A 19,315-nucleotide genomic window follows, 5' to 3' on the forward strand; every position below is an offset into this window, starting at 1 on the left:
TGAAATCTCTAGAGGGGAGAATATGAATTTTTACAGGATATACAACGTTTCGGTGTCAATTAATAAGAGGGAGGGATTTATAAAGTGAAGACAGTTATAGAAGGTGTGTATAGTCCTTGTTATGGAAAAGTAGAGAAGTTATTTGTTACGGAAAGTTCTTACGTATACGAGTGGGAGAAATTAGCGTTAATTGAAACAATAGATAAACAGAAAGTAGAAATTAAGATAGGAATCAGTGGTTATATTGAATCATTAGAAGTAGTAGAAGGACAAGCTATTGCTGATCAAAAGTTATTAATAACAGTAAGGGATGACCTTTTAGTAACAGGCAGTGATTAATGTAAGTGATGTGTATTTTTGCTCTTTTAAATCATTATTTTTACGGTGAAGAATTTTAAAAACGCTTACATTAAATGGATTGGCAAAGTGAAAAGGGGGGATTTATATGATGGATCAAAACCAAGGATTAAAAAGAGAATTGAAAAGCAGGCACATATTTATGATTGCACTCGGTGGAGTTATTGGTACAGGACTTTTTTTAGGATCAGGTTATACGATTCATGAAGCTGGACCTGGAGGAGCAATTGTAGCGTATCTTGTCGGTGGATTTGTAATGTATTTAACGATGCTCTGTCTTGGAGAGTTAGCGGTTGCGATGCCTGACGCAGGGTCTTATCAAACGTATGCGACAAAGCATATTTCTCCTGCAGCAGGTTATGTAGTGGGATGGATGTCGTGGTTAAACTGGTCTGCTACGATAGGTATTGAATTAATTGCAGTTAGTATTTTGATGAAACGTTGGTTTCCTAATGTACCGTCATGGATTTGGTGTGTAGTGTTCGCGGTACTGCTCTTTGCTATTAATGCGTTATCTTCAAGAAGTTTTGCGGAAGTGGAATTTTGGTTTGCAAGTATTAAAGTAATTACAATTATTGCATTTATTATTTTGGGCGGGGCAGCAATGTTTGGGTTTCTAGATATGAAAGGGAATGAACCAGCGCCAATGTTCTCTAGCTTTACTGATTATGGTGGATTGTTTCCAAATGGATTATCAGCCATTTTAATTACAATGATTGCAGTTAATTTTTCTTTCCAAGGAACAGAATTAGTTGGTATTGCAGCAGGTGAGAGTGAAAATCCAGAGAAAACGATCCCGAAGGCAATTAACAATACAGTTTGGCGTATACTTGTTTTCTTTGTACTATCTATTTTTATTCTTGCTGGACTATTCCCTTGGCAGCAAGCAGGAGTAATAGAAAGTCCATTCGTAGTTGTATTTGATAAAATTGGTATTCCTTATGCAGCAGATATTATAAATTTCGTTATTATTACAGCAGTACTATCCGTTGCGAATTCAGGATTATATGCAACTTCGCGTATGCTATGGTCTATGTCTAATCAAGGAATGATTAGTCCAATTTTTGGAAAGTTATCTAAAAACGGTGTTCCTATTTATGCATTAATCGTAAGCACAATTGTAGGGTGTCTCTCACTACTATCAGGTATTTATGCGGAAGATACAGTTTATTTATGGCTGCTTTCTATCGCTGGATTCGGAGCGATACTAGTTTGGGCATCTATTGCTTTATCAAATTTATTAGCTAGAAGGTCATACATGAAGCGGGGCGGGGATGTTAAGGACTTGAAATTTAAAACACCATTGTATCCATTTGTACCACTTCTTGCGTTAGTATTAAATTTAACAGTAATCGTTGGCATGGCCTTTATTCCAGAACAAAGAATGGCATTGTATTGTGGTATTCCATTTATGATTGTTTGCTTACTGTTTTATCGTGCTACAAGAAATAAGGGAAGTAATGTAGAGCATATTGAAAAGACAAATACAACGGAAGTAGAGAGTTTATAATAGTGATTAATTAGGAGACTGTAAAATTGTAAACAGTCTCTTTTTTTGTGAAAATAAAGCTGGAAACATACTATGTATGCAAAGGGGAATTAGCGATGAATCCAGAAGTTTCGCAGTTGTTAAAACAAATAGATTCAAGGAAAGAGGAATTACTAGAACTTACAAAAACTTTAATTCGTTTTGAAACACCAGCACCGCCAGCGAGAAATACAAATGAAGCACAAGAATTTGTTGCAGAGTTTTTAAGAAAACGAAATTTTAGTATTGATAAATGGGATGTATATCCGAATGATCCGAATGTTGTTGGGGTAAAAAAAGGGATAAAAAGTGACTCATATAAAAGTCTTATTATTAATGGACATATGGATGTAGCCGAAGTGTCAGCAGATGAGGCGTGGGAAACAAATCCATTTGATCCATTTATAAAAGATGGCTGGTTAGTTGGACGTGGCGCAGCAGATATGAAAGGTGGGCTGGCTGGAGCGCTATTTGCCATTCAACTTTTACAAGAAGCTGGTATTGAATTACCTGGAGATTTAACTTTTCAATCGGTAATTGGAGAAGAAGTTGGAGAAGCAGGTACACTTCAATGCTGCAAAAGGGGTTACGATGCTGATTTTGCAGTAGTAGTGGATACGAGCGATTTACATATGCAAGGACAAGGCGGTGTCATTACTGGATGGATTACAGTGAAAAGTCCACAAACGTTTCATGATGCAACGCGCAGACAAATGATCCATGCTGGAGGACGTTTATTTGGAGCGAGTGCGATTGAAAAAATGATGAAAATTTTACAAAGCTTACAAGAATTAGAGCGCCACTGGGCAGTTATGAAAACATATGAAGGCTATCCATCTGGAACAACAACAATTAATCCAGCTGTTATTGAGGGAGGAAGGCATGCGGCGTTTATTGCGGATGAGTGCCGATTGTGGATAACAGTGCACTTCTATCCGAATGAAACACATGAACAAATAATAAACGAAATTGAAGAGTATATTGGAAAGGTGGCAGCTGCCGATCCATGGTTAAGTGAAAATCCGCCACAATTTAAGTGGGGCGGAGAATCAATGATTGTAGATCGTGGGGAAATTTTCCCTTCATTAGAAGTAGATAGTGAACATAAAGCTGTAAAAAAACTTAGCTCAGTACACGAGTCTATTCTATCAAAAAATACAATTTTAGATATGTCTGCAACGGTAACTGATGGTGGTTGGTTTAGTGAGTTTCACATTCCAGCGATTATATATGGACCAGGTACATTAGAAGAAGCACATTCTGTAAATGAGAAAGTTGAAATTGAACAGTTAATTGAATTTACAAAAGTGATAACAACATTTATATATGAATGGTGCCACACGAAAAAATAGATTTGTATAGTAAAATCGTACGAGTATGTATACTTGTACGATTTTTTAGTGAACTATTTCAGAGTTGAATATAAACAACTGAAATAGTTCTTTATTTTGCTATGTCTTTCGTTTCATTTCAAGTAATTTCTCTTTTGCTAATTCAACGGCAATCGCATCATCTAAATAGCCAATTGGAAAGAGATAGTCGGGAATAATATCTGTCGATAAAATGAAATAAAGTAATGCGCTCCCAAGAACTGCACGTTCTTCTTTTGAAATGGTTTCATTACAAAATTGTTGATACATATCTGTTAATTGTTCAATAAAAGGACCAGCACTATCAATTTGCTCTAATTTGCTTGCAAAACTGTCATGAATACGTTTTTCGCCTTCTGTTGTCTGGGCATAGCGTTCGTAATTTTCGAGTTCTTGTTTTACGCGAGTTGTAGTGTAATCGAAATCGAATAAGTTAGAGGATTGTAAAGTTTGTTGAATGGTATCAAGAGATGTGTACATATCCGTTTTTTCTTTATTAATGTGAGGAGAATCAGGGTACATTTCATCAAATAACAATTGGGGTGGAACTTGAAGACATTCTGCAAATTTTTGTAGATGTTTTTGTTTTGGCGGTTGTTTGCCATTAATAATTCTTGAGACTGTTGCAGGATCAATATTTGTAAGTATTCCTAGTTGGCGCATAGATAAGGCGCGTTCTTTTAAAAGTTTTTTTATTAATTTACCAAGCCGATTATTCGGGTTTTCATTAGCCATAGTGCAGGCACTCCTTTTTTAGTGTTGAAAAAATGTTGAGCATTTATTACAAGTATATGAAACAGACAGGCACAGTTGCTCAACATTTTCATAATATGCATTGAAAAGTGAGAAAAAGGGGTGACTATTTATGAATACGGTAGGCTTATTTTCAATTTTTTTAATTGGGATCGCTTCTAATTTAGATAATGCAGGTGTTGGGATTGCGTATGGCATTCGTAAAATTCGTATTTCGTGGTTTAACAATTTTATCATCGCATTCTTTGGATTTTTATTTACTTTACTAGCTGGATTTTTTGGGAACTGGATTGCATTATTTATTTCAGAGTTTACAGCAAACCTGATTGGAGCAATCGTTTTAGGGATAATTGGGGTGTTTATTTTATGTCAGCCTTTCTTGGGTCAAAAAAATACTGTAGGTTCTAAAGATGATAATGTACTTATGGGAATTTTACGTGATCCAGAAAAAGCAGATTTTGATGGATCTAAAACAATTAGTTTTTCTGAAGCACTTGTTTTAGGAGTTGCATTATCTATTAATAATATTGCAGGTGGGTTTGATGCTGGGGTAACAAATTTAAATCTTTGGCTTACAGCGACTATTTCTGGGGTGTTTAGTTTTATTTGCATAAGTGGTTTTGCATATGTAGGGAAACGATATTTAGCAGCTTACTTAGGGAAATGGGCGACGGTTATTGCAGGAGTGTTATTAATACTTATTGGGATTGATCAGTTGTTGTAAGGAGAGTAGAAAACAAGGTTCGAGTATTTCCTTGGAAATACAGCAAGGGATTGCATATATCGACGTACTTTTCTCCATACTAATACGGATTTCTTTTAAGAAAGGGGGATTTGTATGGGACGCGGGAAAGCATTTGATCATAAGAAAAAAGGGCATGATCATCAACCACCTAAAGGTGCGTTCATTCATAAAGATGTAAATGAACATACTTTGGAAGAGGAAGAGCTACCAGTAAATATTGAGGCGTATAAAAATAGTTTAAAAAAACATTAAAAGCACCTACATAGGTGCTTTTTTTACCGTATATCTTCAATTAATTGTTCGGATTCTTCATGCATACTGTACTCACTTAATACTTGAATGCAAAGCCACTTTAATTCTTCGATCGTATGCTCAAGTTCTTCAGGAAGCACATGGTGAATGTCTTCAAGTCCCATTCCGAAATGAATAAGTTCAAGTACTTGATCATCGATGTTCCGGTCCATTAATAGTTCAAGTACTTCTAAATTGAATATGTATCGGTGAGCTTCATCGAGTGAAACAACTTTTAGCTTTAAGCTTTCTACAATACTCAATATAAAAAGAAGAATTGTTTTTTCAAGAACAGGCTGTTTTCCCATTTGAAATATTAGTTTCATCTTTCACACCTCCACATATAGCGCTAGGTTGTACTATATTATTCAGGAGGGGGGAACAAATATGCATGATATAGAGAAACTTTCAGCACTGTTTTTGTAAGAGGATTGATAACTGACAAAAGTGAGGTTTTGGTGAAATAAAAAATCCTGCTAGTATAGCAGGATAACTCGCGATTAAAAAATACTCCAGCCTTCTTGAGCAGAAAGAAGTTCAAGAATTTTAAAACCAGCAATGCTATTTCCGTTTGCATCTAAAGCTGGTCCGAAAATACCGATTCCCATGTCTCCTTTTACGCAACCGAAAATACCACCGGCTACACCACTTTTTGCAGGGATACCAACACGAATTGCAAATTCACCAGATTCGTTATACATACCACATGTGACCATAAATGTTTTGCAAATTTTTGTAATATGTTTAGGGATGATTTGTTTCTTTTTATATGGATCATATCCATCCATTGCAAAAATTAAGCCGATACGTGCTAAATCGATGCAGTTTACTTCAACTGCACATTGACGAGTATATAAATCCATAAGTTCTTCAATATCACAATCGATAATTCCGTTTTGTTTCATATAATAACAAAGTGAACGGTTTAGATAAGCTGTCTCTAATTCTGAATCGGCAACTTTAGAGGAATAATTAATAGTAGGATTATCTGTTATTTCACGTACAAAATGAAGAATACGTTCCATTTTTTCCTCGTTATCTTTTCCTGCTAACATGCTTGTAATAGCTAATGCTCCTGCATTTATCATTGGATTAAGGGGTTTGGACGGACTTGTCGTTTCTAACTTAATAATAGAATTAAATGGGTCACCCGTTGGTTCCATTCCAACTTTAGAAAATACATATTCTTCGCCACGGTCTAAAAGGGCAAGGGCAAGTGTAATTACTTTGGAAATACTTTGAAGAGTAAATAGTGTTTGTGAGTTGCCTGCATGGATATATTCTGTTTCTTTATGGAAAATGGCAATCCCTAAATCGTCTGGATTTGCATTTCCTAGTTCGGGGATATAAGTAGCAAGTTTTCCTTTTTTCGTATATGGTTTTACTTGTTCTAACAACTGTTGTAAGTTGTTTGTTTCAATGCACTGCATAGTACCAACGCTCCTATTTTGAATTAACTAAGTTTACTTTTCCCGATATGCTCGGAAATAAATAATAACATGAAAAAGTGGAATGATAAAACGAAAGTTCAATGTGCTATAATAGGTCTTTCATTTCGAGTATTCTGTATTTTGAAAAGGAGAATTTTCCTTTTATATAACAGTTTGGAAATAGGAGATTTATCCATAAAAAGTTCGGAAATAAAAACTACACATCTATACAACTATATGTTATTATGGTTATGTAATAGAAAGCGTTTTCTAAAGCGTACTTATAATGATAACGATTTCATAAATTAGATTAGGGGGAATTAAAATGTTGCAGTTTTTACAACGTATTGGTAAAGCTTTAATGCTTCCGATCGCAGTACTACCAGCAGCAGGATTATTGCTTCGTTTAGGGCAACCAGATGTATTTGATATTCCTGTTATGGCACAGGCCGGCGCAGCAGTTTTTGATAACTTAGCACTTATTTTTGCAATTGGTATTGCAATCGGTCTTTCAGTGGATGGTAGTGGTGCAGCAGGTCTTGCAGGTGCAATTGGTTATCTTGTTATGAAAAATAGTATTGATGCACTTAGCAAAGGGTATTCAACTGCTGAATTACAAGGTAAATTAGGTAAAGTTCAAGATTTAATAGGTAATAGCGCAAATGTAGATCCATCTAAGCTTGCGGATACAATGACACAAGTATCTAAGGCTGCTGAATTATCGACTAAAGTAGATATGAAAGTCTTAGGTGGTATTATTGTTGGTGTTATAGCCGGACTTCTTTATAATAAGTTCCATAAGATTAAACTTCCAGAATGGTTAGGTTTCTTTGCTGGAAAACGTTTCGTTCCAATTGTTACATCAGTTGTGATGTTGATATTAGGAATTCTATTTGCACAAATTTGGCCAACAATTCAAAATGGTATTGATGCATTAGCTCATGGAATTGTTAATTTAGGTGCAATTGGTTCAGGATTATTTGGTTTATTAAACCGTTTATTAATCCCAATTGGTTTACACCACGTAATGAACACATACTTCTGGTTTGTATTTGGGGACTTTACAAATGCAGCAGGTAATGTTGTTAATGGTGATATTGCTCGTTTCCTTGCAGGTGACAAAACAGCAGGTATGTTTATGACTGGTTTCTTCCCAGTTATGATGTTCGGTTTACCAGCAGCATGTTTCGCAATGATTGCAGCTGCTAAACCAGAAAAGCGTAAAGCAGTTACTGGTATGTTAGCTGGTCTAGCATTAACTTCATTCTTAACTGGTATTACAGAGCCTATTGAATTCTCATTCATGTTCTTATCACCAGTATTATATGGTATTCATGCTGTACTAACAGGTCTTTCTTTATTCATTACAACATCACTTGGCATTCATGATGGTTTCTCATTTAGTGCCGGTGCAATCGATTACGCTTTAAACTTTGGTATTGCAACAAAACCAGTCTTACTAGCAGGTATCGGTTTAATTTACGCAGCAATTTATTTCATAATATTCTACTTCTTAATTAAGAAGTTCGATTTAAAAACTCCTGGTCGTGAAGATGACGATGAGTTAGTTGAAGATGGTGATGCACCAGTTGCAGGTTCAATTGGTGAAACTTACGTAGCAGCTTTAGGCGGAAAAGAAAACTTAACAGTTATTGATAACTGTGCAACACGTCTACGCTTACAAGTAAAAGATGCTGGTCAAGTAAATGAAGCAGCATTAAAACGTGCTGGTGCAAAAGGTGTTATGAAATTAAGTAATACAAGTGTACAAGTTATCGTAGGTACAAATGTTGAATCTGTTGCCGATGATATGAAAAAACACGTATAAATAATGAATAAGGGGATGTCCCAAAAGATTGATAACATCAATTTTTTAGAGGATATCCTCTTTTTTTGTTAATAATTTAACGGGAATCTTACTTTTGTAAATTTTCTTTTTCTTTTTTGTACATATAGGTTGGTAATATGTGCAGTGCGTGATAAAGTAGGGATGATATAGAATGGATTATCCATAATCTACTAAAACGAATCTTTAGTAGAGGAATTAAATTATTGGTGAGTAAGGGGAAAAAAGCAATTATGGATCAGGAAAAAAATAATACGAATGGGAAAGCACATCGGCCGATTGTATACATAAAAAGAACAATCATTCTCGTCTTACTATTATCACTTGTATATTTCATGTATATAAAAATTGTTGCGTATAATAAGAAAGAAGAAACTTTAAAAGCGGCAGCAGAAATGAAGAAACAAGAAGAGCTAAAAAAGAAAGAAGAAAAAAAGAAACAAGACGTACAGAAGCAAAAACAAAAAGAGCAGGAAGAACAAGTGAAGCAAGCGCAAGCTGCGGAACAGCCTGCTGAAGGACCACCTCAAGAAATTAATGAAAACGCTCAATTGGACCAGTATTTACAAAACGCAGGATTTAGCGGGACAGCTGTTATTGTGAAGAACGGAAAAGTTCTTCTGAATAAAGGGTACGGTATGGCAAATAAAGAGCAGCAAGTACCGAATAATTCAGAGACAACTTTTTATATTGGTTCTATTTCAAAGGCGTTTGTAGCAACTGCTATTATGCAATTGAAAGATCAAAATAAATTACAAGTAGAAGATACTGTTGCGAAGTATATTCCAGATTTTCCACAAGGTAATAGTATTCAGCTAAAACATCTATTAACACATACATCAGGGATTCCCGAATATGAGCAAGGAAAAGAAGATATTTCTCATGAAGAACTGATAAAGCGAATAGGAAATCAAAAGCGTATTGGTGGTCCAGGAGAGAAGTGGAAGTATTCCGATTCGAACTACTCTATACTTGCATACATTGCCGAGAAGGTAAGTGGACAGTCGCTTGAAGAATATATTAAACAACATATTTTTGCTACTGCTGGTATGAAACATTCTGGTTTTGGCACAGCGATAGAACAAACAAGATTCCCATCAACGGGTTATAAAATAGTAAATAATAATATGACAACACCTAATATTCCGAGCATGTCACAACTATATGGTTGTGGTGATATATATACGAGTGCACATGATTTATATTTATTTAATGAAGCGTTATACTCTGGAAAGTTAATTTCAAAAGCGAGTTACGATCAAATGTTTACAGCCGTGAAAAAGGATTACGGATTTGGCTGGTACGTAGACCCAGGAAGCTATTCGAATCACGGTGTAATGCCAGGTTGGAATTGTTTAAATGGATTTAGTAAAAATGGTAGTGTGTATGTTGTTTTATTATCTAACATTCAAAATAACATTAAATCATTTGGTAAAGTGAATAATGACATTTATACGATGTTGCGAAATATTGAAGTGTAAAAAACTATCCTTTTGGATAGTTTTTTTTTGCCCTGAAACAAATATTTCTTTTGAAAATGTATGCCTTACCTATCACAAAAATATCTATTTTGTATACATTAAGATGTATGGATGTAAAATTTTATAATCTAAAAATAATAGGAGGAGAAGTGTATGTGTCTGTTCAGAAAATATTGGCATAAATTATCAAGATTGTTTAATAGACAATTAAGCTATTTTTTAGATGATAAATTATTGCCTGCTGTGGAACGACTTTTATTTTCGCAAAACTTTGCAAGGTTTATTCAAAGAAACTCTAAGCAAGCTACGGAAGAATTTATAAAGTCAAGCCAATTTCAATCTATTATTTGTAACATTTTAAAAGAATGCAATACATCACCTTTTAAAGAAATTGCAAAGCAGTATTTAGGTAAAAACGTTGAAATTACGGTGACAGTTGGACAATTAACAGGCGTTATTGTAGCAGTCGGTGATGATTTCTTAACATTGCAAGAAGGTATAGGAACTGAAATTTTATTACCATTTACAAGTATTATATCAATTAAAGAAGTGTAAGAAAGGAGAGCTATATATGTTATTTACTGATGAATTACGTAACCATGTTGGTGAGTTAGTGCAAGTTGTTACAGCTGTAGAAATTGTTGCAGGCATTCTGTTATCTGTGACGGATGGGGCAGTAAGTGTTCGTACTTCTCCTTCTTATGGACCACCGGAAGATGTAATCGTGCGTACTCCTATTATTGCTTATGTTCGCTTGGAAGGGTAAGTGTGATACAAGTATGAGAGTATCAGTTGTTATTCCAGCGCACAATGAAGCGAGTACTTTATCACAAGTTTTAGTAGAAGTGGAGAAGCTCAAGCCTTATGAAATTATTGTAGTAGATAATGGCTCCACAGATGGAACGAAAGACATAGCGTTACAACATCATTGTCACGTGATTTATTATAAACATTCTCTTGGCAATGATGTTGGACGGGCTATTGGGGCTAGAGAAGCAAAAGGTGAAATTGTTTTGTTTTTAGATGGTGATATTGTTATTGGTAGTAAAGAGTTACAACGTTTCGTGAAAGGAATTCGACAAGGGCATCAAATTGTTGTGAATAATTTAACATGGTCGGTTTATTTAAAGATGAGACCACATTATACGACAGTTGGAAAGTTCATGTTGAATCGCTATTTGAATAAAAAAGAGCTTGTTGTTGGATCTTTAATCGCAATTCCACATGCGATGAGCAGGGAAGTTATCGAGAAACTTGGGTGGTGGAATTTAGCAGATCCAGCACTATTTCAAGCGATAGCGATGTCTAGAGGAGTAGATATTGTTGATACGGCTTCGGTCGATGTAATTCACACAAATAAGGTTCGTCCTGTGCATACAGGAACATCACCTGGTTCTCCTTATCCGAAAGCGACTAGCCGTATTATGGGTGATCATTTACGTGCTTTGCAATATGTAATCGAAACATATGGTAAACGCGGCGGTTTTTCGGAGGGAAACAGGGATAGGGAGTTTATAGGGAACTATAAACCAGTTGTATTAAAGAAGGAAAAAGCGAAATATAGTGCGATTATACCAGTGTCAGAAGAAAAAATGACGATAAGATCTGTTATACAAGAAGTGAAAAAAGCAGGGGTAGATGAAATTATTGTTGTCGCGAATGGAGCAGATTTTGAGACTGTTAAACAGGCAAAGTTAGAGAATGTTATCGTTATTGAATTCGAGGAAGCACTCGGACATAATGTAGCTCGAGCAATAGGAGCTATGCATGCCACAGCCGATATTTGTTTATTCGTTGATGGTGATTTTGTTATTCCAGCAAAAAAACTCACTCCATTTTTGCAAGCTGTTGAAGATGGAAGTGACGTGGTTTTAAATGATTTACAATGCTTATTAGATATGTTTCATCCTGCAGATCCAATTAGTATGGGGAAATATTTTATGAATTTAGTAGCGAAAAGACCGGATTTATGGAATAACTCATTAACGGCAGTACCACATGCTATGCATAAAAGGGTAATAGAGAAAATAGGATATAACTCGCTTGTTATTCCGCCATTAGCTCAAATGAAAGCTATTTTGGAGCTTTTTTCTATTACAGCAGTAGAATTTGTAGATGTTATAAAAACCAATCGGATACGCCCGGAGCAACATGGATTTGTAAATGGGCGTATTCCGGCATTTGACCGTATTTTCGGTGATCAACTTGAGGCGATTGCTTATCTATTGCAATATACAGACGAACGTGGGAGTTTTACAGATGGAGATCGCGATAGAGACACTATTCAACAATTGAGAAAGGAAGAAAAGAATACAGATGAATGCTAGTAGTAAAGTAGCTATTATTGGATTAGGGTATGTTGGTCTTCCTTTAGCAGTCCATTTTGCAGAAAGAGGACATACCGTACTTGGATTAGATAAAGATACTAGAAAAATAGAATCGATTATAAAAGGAGAAAGTTATATTCCAGATGTTTCTTCTAAAGTGTTGCAAAGTTTATTGACTAAAAATAAATTAATAGTAAATACACCAGATAAAGGTATTACTGATTTCCAAAATAGTGATTATGTTATTGTTACTGTTCCAACTCCAATTAATGAACGAAGAGAACCAGATTTAAGTGCCCTCATTTCAGCTTCGCATTATATACAACAAAATCTCCAAAAAGGACAAACCTTCATTTTTGAAAGTTCCACATATCCAGGCACACTTGAGGAAGTTATTATTCCTATTATTTCTCAAGCTGGCCAAAAGGTAGGAGAAGATTTCTATATCGGATATTCCCCTGAGAGAATTGATCCAGCAAATAGTCAATATTCAGTTCAATCTATTCCAAAAGTTATTAGTGGACAAACAGAAAAGTGTAAACAAAAAGTACAGGATTTATATAGTACCATTTTTGACGTAGTTGTACCTGTTAGTTCGCCGAAAGTAGCAGAGATGTGTAAGCTATTTGAAAATATTCAGCGCTTAGTTAACATCTCTTTAGTAAATGAGTTAAACACATTATGTGAAAGTTTAGGGATTGATTTTTATGAGGCCATTGAAGCGGCATCTACAAAACCTTTTGGATTTACTCCGTATTGGCCAGGACCAGGGATAGGGGGGCACTGTATTCCCGTAGACCCCTTATATTTTCAATGGCGAATAAAAAAGAATGGGGCAATTAGTCAATTAATTGAGGCGGCACATGTAATTAATGAAGAAATGCCAGAGAAAATAGTCCGGAAAGTAAAGGGCATGGTGCAATCACCCGGACTAGTTTTAATTGTAGGAATCGCATATAAGAAAGATGTAAATGATTTGAGAGAATCACCGGCTTTGCCAATTATTCAATTACTAATAAAAGAAGGATACGAGATAAAATACCATGATTCATATATTTCTTCCGCGGAAATTGGAGATAAGGTGTATCAATCTGTTGCTTTGGATGAACAAACAGTTAAAGAGGCAGGTTGTGTTTTAATTTTAACTGACCACTCTAATATCGATTGGAAGCTTTTTAAAGGAATAGACCGAGTAATAGATACACGGGGAATTATAAAGAAGGTGAGTGTATGAGTAAGAAATGTTTAATTACAGGTGGGGCCGGATTTATTGGATCTCATTTAGCTGAAGAGTTGGTGAGAAGGGGTTATGAAGTCACGATTGTGGATAACTTCTATAAAGGGAAAAATAAGTATCATAATGAGCTAATGAGAGAGATTCGGGTTATTCCAATAAGTGTTTTAGATAAAAATTCTATGTATGAATTAGTAAACCAACATGATGTAGTGTTTCATTTAGCAGCAATTTTAGGTGTTAAAACGACAATGGAAAAAAGTATAGAGCTCATTGAAACGAATTTTGACGGAACGAGAAACATTTTACAAGCAGCATTAAAAGGAAAGAAGAAAGTAGTTTTTGCATCTACTTCAGAAGTATATGGTAAAGGCAAACCGCCTTTCTCTGAAGAAGGAGATCGATTGTACGGGGCAACTTCTAAAATTCGTTGGAGTTATGCAGTTTGTAAAACGTTAGAAGAAACATTATGTTTAGGATACGCATTAGAAGGCTTACCTGTAACGATTGTTCGTTATTTTAATATTTATGGTCCAAGAGCGAAAGATGGTCCATATGCAGGAGTAATCCCGCGATTTATCCGTGCAGCTTTGCAAGGAGAAGACATTCTCGTATATGGAGATGGAAAGCAGACACGTTGCTTTACGTATGTGAGTGATGCGGTAGAAGCAACAATTCGGGCAATGGATGAGAAGGTAAATGGTGAGATTATTAATATAGGTTCTGAGAACGAACAGAGTATAAAAGAAGTAGCAGAAACAATAAAAAAACTAACGAAATCTTCTTCGAAAATTGTACAAGTTCCTTTTGAGGAAGTATATCCACATGGCTTTGAAGAAATTCCGAATAGAAGGCCGAACGTAACAAAGTTAAGAGAACTTGTTCAATTTCAAGCGACAGTAACGTGGGAACAAGGATTGAAAGAAACTATTAAATGGTTTCGTGAAGAAAACAATGGCTAAGTCGCTATCAGTTATTATTCCTGCAAGTAATGAAGTAGATACGATTTCAGACGTTATTCAATCGGTAAAACCGTTAAATCCAGTAGAGATTATTGTCATAGCAAATGGTTGTAATGATGGTACAGAAGAGGTTGCTGATCAGCTAGGTTGTAAAGTAATCAGGTATACAGAACTATTAGGAAACGATGTTGGGCGTGCAGTTGGCGCAAAACATGCGATAGGTGATGTATTACTATTTATAGATGGGGACTTTGCTATTCCAACTTCCAAATTACAATTGTTTCTTAATCCAATTTTACATGATCAGACTGACATCGTTTTAAATAATTTGGACGCATTGTTTTTAAAGAAACAAAAACCCCATTCCGTTACAGTGTGGCGTCAAATATTAAATGCAATGTTAGAGCGTGAAGAATTAAAGATAGATTCTTTATTATCTGTACCTCATGCGTTGACGAAAGAAGTCGTCCAAAGTATTGGATATGAATGTTTAGTTAATCCTATTGTAGCTCATTTACGTATAGCACAAAGTAAATGGAGAATTAACCGTCATTGTGCTATTGATGTTATTACGCCGAATAAATTTCGACCGATTGAACATGCTGCATATGGCACGAACCTTTCTCAATCTGAAAGACGAATGATAGGTGATCATATAGAAGCAGTTGCAGAACGAATAGTAAGCAGTGATATACGCGGGGGATATTATGATGGAAATAGGAAAAGGGATAGCGTCTATCATACTTTAAATTTCGAAGATTTTTATCAAGGATGGGGCGTTACATCCAATTTGTATAGAGAAAAGCAACTATCGGTTGTTATTCCTGTACAAAATGAAGAGAAAACAATTGGAAAGGTTATAGAAGAGCTTCGTAAAATTGAACCTTTTGAAATCATCGTTGTCGTAAATGGTTCGTCAGATAAAACAGCAACGATTGCAAAAGACAAAGGCGCAACAACCATTGTATATAAAGAAGCCCTTGGAAACGATGTAGGGCGTTCACTTGGAACTTATTTTGCAAAAGGAGAAATTGTGTTATTTATAGATGGTGATTTTGTTATTCCAGCTAGTGAACTATATCCTTTTGCAAAAGCTATTGCAGATGGAAAGGACGTCGCATTAAATGATTTAAATCATTATTTAGATTTAAGAGTACCACTTCATCTTGTAACTGCATTTAAGTATGCACTAAATTTAGCTTGTGATAGAAAGGATTTAGGGGTAGGCTCACTTATTGCGGTACCTAATGCATTTAGCCACAAGTGTTTGAAAGCAATTGGATATAAATCTTTATTGTCACCTTGTGTAGCACAGGTGAAGGCTCTTCTTTCTGGATTTGAAATTGCATGTGTATGTCGTGTTGAGGTTGATAAGATGAACCGTATTCGTCCCAGTGAACATTTTGCAAAAATAGGTCATCCTCCAGCTGTACTTCGAATTATAGGTGATCATATAGAAGGACTAGAGCAAATAATTGCATCAACAGACAATCGTGGCGGATTCTATGATGGCAATAGAAAAAGAGATGTTTTATAGAAGTAACAAAAAAAGTGTACAACATGTGTACACTTTTTTGTTCTGTTATAAAAACTATAACAGATTAGGAGATAAGAGTATTACAGCTCTACAATGGGTATTGTTCTTATATTACAAAATAGGACTCGTATATAAGGATACCAAAAAAATACAATTAAGGAAAGGGTTAATTTTAAAGACTTTTAAATGAAGTTAACACTATATATATAGTAGTTTGCTCAACATTTCACAAACATGTCACAACTATTTCGTTCACTTTCGTAAAAAAGTAGTATTCTAAGTGTGTAAGCTGTTATATAAAAAATCTTAGTCCTGTACTAATCAAAAATGGAGGAGATTAGGATGACTCAAGTATTAGAAAATGTTAAAAACGCATGGGAAAACTTTAAAGGTGAAAAATGGAAAGCAGAGATTGATGTTCGCGATTTCATTTTAAATAATGTAAACGTTTTCGAAGGAGACGAATCTTTCTTAGCAGAAGCAACTGAAGCAACGAAACAACTTTGGGATCAAGTAATGGATTTAACAACAAAAGAACGTGAAAACGGTGGCGTTCTTGATATGGATACAAAAATTGTTTCTTCTATTACATCACATGACCCAGGATACTTAAATAAAGATATTGAAAAAGTAGTCGGTTTCCAAACTGATAAACCATTTAAACGTTCTTTACAACCATATGGTGGTATTCGTATGGCAGAACAAGCTTGTGAATCTTATGGATACGAAATGGACAAAGAACTTAGTCGTATTTTTAGAGATTGGAGAAAGACTCATAACCAAGGTGTATTTGATGCTTATACACCAGAAATGAGAAATGCACGTAAATCAGGTGTTATTACTGGTCTTCCAGATGCATACGGTCGTGGACGCATTATCGGTGACTATCGACGCGTAGCATTATATGGTATTGATCATTTAATTGAAGCGAAAAAAGCTGATTTGAATTTAACTGGTGGTGTAATGAGCGAAGATACAATGCGTTTACGCGAAGAGTTATCTGAGCAAATGCGTGCACTTCAAGAACTAAAACAAATGGCTGCTTCTCATGGTTTCGATATTTCTAAACCAGCAACAAATGCACAAGAAGCATTTCAGTGGTTATACTTCGCATATCTTGCAGCGATTAAAGAGCAAAACGGAGCTGCAATGAGTCTTGGACGTACTTCTACATTCTTAGATATTTATATTGAAAGAGATTTAGCAAATGGTACTTTAGCAGAAGAAGAAGTACAAGAAATTGTAGATCACTTCATTATGAAATTACGTCTTGTGAAATTCGCAAGAACACCTGATTATAATGAATTATTCTCTGGTGACCCAACTTGGGTAACTGAATCTATCGGTGGTATGGCATTAGATGGTCGTCCATTAGTAACAAAGAACTCATTCCGTTTCTTGCATACATTAGATAATTTAGGACCAGCTCCAGAACCGAATTTAACAGTTCTTTGGTCTAAACAATTACCAGAGAACTTTAAAAACTACTGTGCGAAAATGTCCATCAAAACATCAGCAATTCAATATGAAAATGATGATATTATGCGTGCTGATTACGGCGATGATTACGGAATTGCTTGTTGTGTATCTGCAATGAGAATCGGTAAGCAAATGCAGTTCTTCGGAGCTCGTGCAAACTTAGCGAAAGCATTATTATATGCGATTAACGGTGGTAAAGATGAAAAATCAAAAGCACAAGTTGGTCCTGAGTACGCACCAATTACTTCTGAAGTACTAAATTACGAAGAAGTTATGCATAAGTTTGATATGACAATGGAATGGTTAGCGGGTCTATATTTAAACACATTAAATGTTATCCATTACATGCATGATAAATATAGCTATGAACGTATTGAAATGGCACTTCATGATACAAATGTTCTTCGTACAATGGCAACAGGTATCGCGGGTCTATCTGTAGTAGCAGACTCATTAAGTGCAATTAAATACGCACAAGTAAAACCAATCCGTGATGAAAATGGTATTGCAGTTGACTTCGAGATTGAAGGAGACTTCCCAAAATACGGTAACAATGATGATCGTGTAGATGAGATCGCTGTAAATCTCGTGAAAACATTTATGAATAAACTGCGTAAACATAAAACATATCGTAATTCCGTTCATACAATGTCAATTTTAACTATTACATCTAACGTTGTATACGGTAAGAAAACTGGTAACACTCCAGATGGACGCCGTACTGGAGAACCATTTGCACCAGGTGCAAATCCAATGCATGGACGTGATACAAAAGGTGCATTAGCTTCATTATTATCTGTAGCTAAATTACCATATGAAGATGCACAAGATGGTATTTCTAATACATTCTCTATTATTCCAAAAGCACTTGGTAAAGAAGATGATGTACAAGTACGTAACTTAGTATCTATGCTTGATGGCTATGCAGTAAAAGAAGGCCATCACTTAAATATTAACGTATTTAATCGTGAAACATTAATGGATGCAATGGAACATCCTGAGAAATATCCACAATTAACAATTCGCGTATCTGGTTACGCTGTAAACTTTATTAAATTAACTCGTGAACAACAAATTGATGTAATTAACCGTACAATGCATGAAAGCATGTAAATGAAAAAAGTGTCCCTTCGCTTTTAATACATAGCGAAGGGAGGCTGTTTCAATAAAGGAGGAAGTAACATGGTAAAAGGAAGAATACATTCTGTAGAGTCTTGTGGTACTGTTGATGGCCCAGGGATTCGTTATGTCATATTTACACAAGGTTGTTTATTACGTTGTCAATATTGTCATAATGCTGATACGTGGGAAATCGGTAAAGGTAAAGAAATAACAGTTGAAGAAGTGATGCAGGATGTGACATGTTACCTTCCATTTATTGAAGCCTCCGGAGGCGGTATAACAGTTAGCGGTGGAGAGCCATTATTACAGCTAGACTTTTTAATTGAGTTGTTTAAAAAGTGTAAAGAGGCTGGTATCCATACAACAATCGACTCTTCTGGTGGGTGTTATTCTGAGGAACCAGAATTCCAAAATAAGCTAGATATTTTAATGGATTATACAGATTTAGTTTTATTGGATTTGAAACATATCGATTCCAAAAAGCATCGTAAATTAACAGGGAAACCAAATGAACATATTTTACAATTTGCTCGTTATTTATCGGATAAGAATAAAGCGATTTGGGTACGACACGTATTAGTTCCTGGTGTTACGGATAATGAAGAGGATCTACAAAAACTATCTAGCTTTATTCAAAGTCTGTCTAATGTTCAAAAAGTTGAAGTGTTACCATATCATAAGCTTGGTGTATATAAATGGGAGGCGCTTGGACACAAGTACCCACTCGCAAATGTAGAACCACCTACTGAGAAAAATGTAGAACATGCTAAACATATTTTACAAGCGGTCTAATCCAAATATTGGATTAGGCTTTTTGCTTTCTTTACAATAAAATCTAGAGTATATATTGATA

At 35.3% G+C, this 19,315-nt stretch carries 19 protein-coding genes and 1 pseudogene; 17 read left to right on the plus strand and 3 right to left on the minus strand.

Annotation, left to right across the window (positions count from 1 at the left end):
* Positions 1-84: 84 nt before the first annotated feature.
* The 3 genes from H6481_RS10335 (at position 85) to H6481_RS10345 (ending at position 3,237) form a co-directional block, all read left to right on the plus strand.
* The gene (locus H6481_RS10335; RefSeq protein ID WP_000859489.1) at positions 85-339 is read left to right on the plus strand and encodes a biotin/lipoyl-containing protein; all 255 of its coding nucleotides are present in this window, start codon (positions 85-87) and stop codon (positions 337-339) included.
* A 106-nt stretch (positions 340-445) separates the two neighbouring features.
* Positions 446-1,867, plus strand: coding sequence for an amino acid permease (locus tag H6481_RS10340; protein WP_182811631.1), 1,422 nt, complete (start codon positions 446-448; stop codon positions 1,865-1,867).
* Between the two features lie 95 nt (positions 1,868-1,962).
* A complete protein-coding gene (locus H6481_RS10345) occupies positions 1,963-3,237 on the plus strand; it encodes an acetylornithine deacetylase (protein ID WP_001067761.1) in 1,275 nt (424 codons plus the stop codon).
* A 99-nt stretch (positions 3,238-3,336) separates the two neighbouring features.
* Here the strand turns inward: H6481_RS10345 and H6481_RS10350 are convergent, their stop codons facing one another.
* Complete coding sequence (locus H6481_RS10350) at positions 3,337-3,990, minus strand: DUF1232 domain-containing protein (RefSeq protein WP_023521001.1); 654 nt, start codon at positions 3,988-3,990, stop codon at positions 3,337-3,339.
* A gap of 130 nt (positions 3,991-4,120) precedes the next feature.
* On the opposite strand from H6481_RS10350, the gene ytaF reads away from it, so the two are divergent.
* The gene (gene ytaF / locus H6481_RS10355) at positions 4,121-4,732 is read left to right on the plus strand and encodes a sporulation membrane protein YtaF (RefSeq protein WP_001098787.1); all 612 of its coding nucleotides are present in this window, start codon (positions 4,121-4,123) and stop codon (positions 4,730-4,732) included.
* Positions 4,733-4,846: 114 nt separating this feature from the next.
* A complete protein-coding gene (locus tag H6481_RS10360) occupies positions 4,847-5,005 on the plus strand; it encodes a hypothetical protein (protein WP_000532409.1) in 159 nt (52 codons plus the stop codon).
* Positions 5,006-5,028: 23 nt separating this feature from the next.
* On the opposite strand, the gene H6481_RS10365 is transcribed toward H6481_RS10360, so the two are convergent.
* Positions 5,029-5,370, minus strand: a complete 342-nt coding sequence (locus tag H6481_RS10365) for a DUF3969 family protein (protein WP_000766603.1) — start codon at positions 5,368-5,370, stop codon at positions 5,029-5,031.
* 174 nt (positions 5,371-5,544) lie between these two features.
* Entirely contained in the window at positions 5,545-6,474 is a 930-nt protein-coding gene (glsA, locus tag H6481_RS10370) for a glutaminase A (protein WP_001149850.1), read from the minus strand.
* 69 nt (positions 6,475-6,543) lie between these two features.
* On the opposite strand from glsA, the pseudogene H6481_RS29105 reads away from it, so the two are divergent.
* From H6481_RS29105 to pflA, 12 genes and pseudogenes are all read left to right on the plus strand, one after another.
* A pseudogene (locus H6481_RS29105) lies at positions 6,544-6,658 on the plus strand (transcriptional regulator).
* A gap of 141 nt (positions 6,659-6,799) precedes the next feature.
* Positions 6,800-8,302 (plus strand): N-acetylglucosamine-specific PTS transporter subunit IIBC, encoded by a 1,503-nt coding sequence (nagE, locus tag H6481_RS10375; RefSeq protein WP_065481913.1) that lies wholly within the window; start codon positions 6,800-6,802, stop codon positions 8,300-8,302.
* Positions 8,303-8,553: 251 nt separating this feature from the next.
* Positions 8,554-9,801 (plus strand): serine hydrolase domain-containing protein, encoded by a 1,248-nt coding sequence (locus tag H6481_RS10380; protein WP_182811634.1) that lies wholly within the window; start codon positions 8,554-8,556, stop codon positions 9,799-9,801.
* A gap of 153 nt (positions 9,802-9,954) precedes the next feature.
* Positions 9,955-10,356, plus strand: coding sequence for a DUF2642 domain-containing protein (locus H6481_RS10385; RefSeq protein WP_078994466.1), 402 nt, complete (start codon positions 9,955-9,957; stop codon positions 10,354-10,356).
* Positions 10,357-10,372: 16 nt separating this feature from the next.
* Positions 10,373-10,567 (plus strand): hypothetical protein, encoded by a 195-nt coding sequence (locus H6481_RS10390; RefSeq protein WP_000899471.1) that lies wholly within the window; start codon positions 10,373-10,375, stop codon positions 10,565-10,567.
* Between the two features lie 13 nt (positions 10,568-10,580).
* The gene (locus H6481_RS10395; RefSeq protein WP_259347365.1) at positions 10,581-12,128 is read left to right on the plus strand and encodes a glycosyltransferase family 2 protein; all 1,548 of its coding nucleotides are present in this window, start codon (positions 10,581-10,583) and stop codon (positions 12,126-12,128) included.
* Positions 12,118-13,362 (plus strand): nucleotide sugar dehydrogenase, encoded by a 1,245-nt coding sequence (locus H6481_RS10400; protein WP_000994261.1) that lies wholly within the window; start codon positions 12,118-12,120, stop codon positions 13,360-13,362. The genes H6481_RS10395 and H6481_RS10400 overlap by 11 nt, the downstream gene beginning before the upstream one ends.
* The gene (locus H6481_RS10405) at positions 13,359-14,324 is read left to right on the plus strand and encodes an NAD-dependent epimerase/dehydratase family protein (protein WP_000037050.1); all 966 of its coding nucleotides are present in this window, start codon (positions 13,359-13,361) and stop codon (positions 14,322-14,324) included. Before H6481_RS10400 ends, H6481_RS10405 begins: the two co-directional genes overlap by 4 nt.
* Positions 14,317-15,861, plus strand: a complete 1,545-nt coding sequence (locus H6481_RS10410; RefSeq protein WP_139213322.1) for a glycosyltransferase — start codon at positions 14,317-14,319, stop codon at positions 15,859-15,861. The genes H6481_RS10405 and H6481_RS10410 overlap by 8 nt, the downstream gene beginning before the upstream one ends.
* The gene (locus tag H6481_RS10415) at positions 15,830-16,051 is read left to right on the plus strand and encodes a hypothetical protein (RefSeq protein WP_002094217.1); all 222 of its coding nucleotides are present in this window, start codon (positions 15,830-15,832) and stop codon (positions 16,049-16,051) included. Before H6481_RS10410 ends, H6481_RS10415 begins: the two co-directional genes overlap by 32 nt.
* 152 nt (positions 16,052-16,203) lie before the next feature.
* Positions 16,204-18,453, plus strand: coding sequence for a formate C-acetyltransferase (gene pflB / locus H6481_RS10420; RefSeq protein WP_097987444.1), 2,250 nt, complete (start codon positions 16,204-16,206; stop codon positions 18,451-18,453).
* A 69-nt stretch (positions 18,454-18,522) separates the two neighbouring features.
* Positions 18,523-19,254 carry a pyruvate formate-lyase-activating protein gene (gene pflA, locus H6481_RS10425; RefSeq protein ID WP_000238463.1) on the plus strand — a complete coding sequence of 244 codons (732 nt, stop codon included), beginning with the start codon at positions 18,523-18,525 and terminating at the stop codon, positions 19,252-19,254.
* The last annotated feature ends 61 nt before the right edge of the window (positions 19,255-19,315 follow it).

The sequence above is a fragment of the Bacillus sp. ME78 genome (genome assembly GCF_903970865.1).
Taxonomy (GTDB): Bacteria; Bacillota; Bacilli; order Bacillales; family Bacillaceae_G; genus Bacillus_A; species Bacillus_A cereus.

Coding starts and splice junctions, on each gene's coding strand:
- ytaF (WP_001098787.1), top strand. CDS start 4,121: ATGAATACGGTAGGCTTATTTTCAATTTTTTTAATTGGGATCGCTTCT.
- pflB (WP_097987444.1), top strand. CDS start 16,204: ATGACTCAAGTATTAGAAAATGTTAAAAACGCATGGGAAAACTTTAAA.
- H6481_RS10380 (WP_182811634.1), top strand. CDS start 8,554: ATGGATCAGGAAAAAAATAATACGAATGGGAAAGCACATCGGCCGATT.
- nagE (WP_065481913.1), top strand. CDS start 6,800: ATGTTGCAGTTTTTACAACGTATTGGTAAAGCTTTAATGCTTCCGATC.
- H6481_RS10395 (WP_259347365.1), top strand. CDS start 10,581: ATGAGAGTATCAGTTGTTATTCCAGCGCACAATGAAGCGAGTACTTTA.
- H6481_RS10340 (WP_182811631.1), top strand. CDS start 446: ATGATGGATCAAAACCAAGGATTAAAAAGAGAATTGAAAAGCAGGCAC.
- pflA (WP_000238463.1), top strand. CDS start 18,523: ATGGTAAAAGGAAGAATACATTCTGTAGAGTCTTGTGGTACTGTTGAT.
- glsA (WP_001149850.1), bottom strand. CDS start 6,474: ATGCAGTGCATTGAAACAAACAACTTACAACAGTTGTTAGAACAAGTA.
- H6481_RS10365 (WP_000766603.1), bottom strand. CDS start 5,370: ATGAAACTAATATTTCAAATGGGAAAACAGCCTGTTCTTGAAAAAACA.
- H6481_RS10390 (WP_000899471.1), top strand. CDS start 10,373: ATGTTATTTACTGATGAATTACGTAACCATGTTGGTGAGTTAGTGCAA.
- H6481_RS10385 (WP_078994466.1), top strand. CDS start 9,955: ATGTGTCTGTTCAGAAAATATTGGCATAAATTATCAAGATTGTTTAAT.
- H6481_RS10400 (WP_000994261.1), top strand. CDS start 12,118: ATGAATGCTAGTAGTAAAGTAGCTATTATTGGATTAGGGTATGTTGGT.
- H6481_RS10360 (WP_000532409.1), top strand. CDS start 4,847: ATGGGACGCGGGAAAGCATTTGATCATAAGAAAAAAGGGCATGATCAT.
- H6481_RS10410 (WP_139213322.1), top strand. CDS start 14,317: ATGGCTAAGTCGCTATCAGTTATTATTCCTGCAAGTAATGAAGTAGAT.
- H6481_RS10345 (WP_001067761.1), top strand. CDS start 1,963: ATGAATCCAGAAGTTTCGCAGTTGTTAAAACAAATAGATTCAAGGAAA.
- H6481_RS10415 (WP_002094217.1), top strand. CDS start 15,830: ATGATGGCAATAGAAAAAGAGATGTTTTATAGAAGTAACAAAAAAAGT.
- H6481_RS10405 (WP_000037050.1), top strand. CDS start 13,359: ATGAGTAAGAAATGTTTAATTACAGGTGGGGCCGGATTTATTGGATCT.
- H6481_RS10350 (WP_023521001.1), bottom strand. CDS start 3,990: ATGGCTAATGAAAACCCGAATAATCGGCTTGGTAAATTAATAAAAAAA.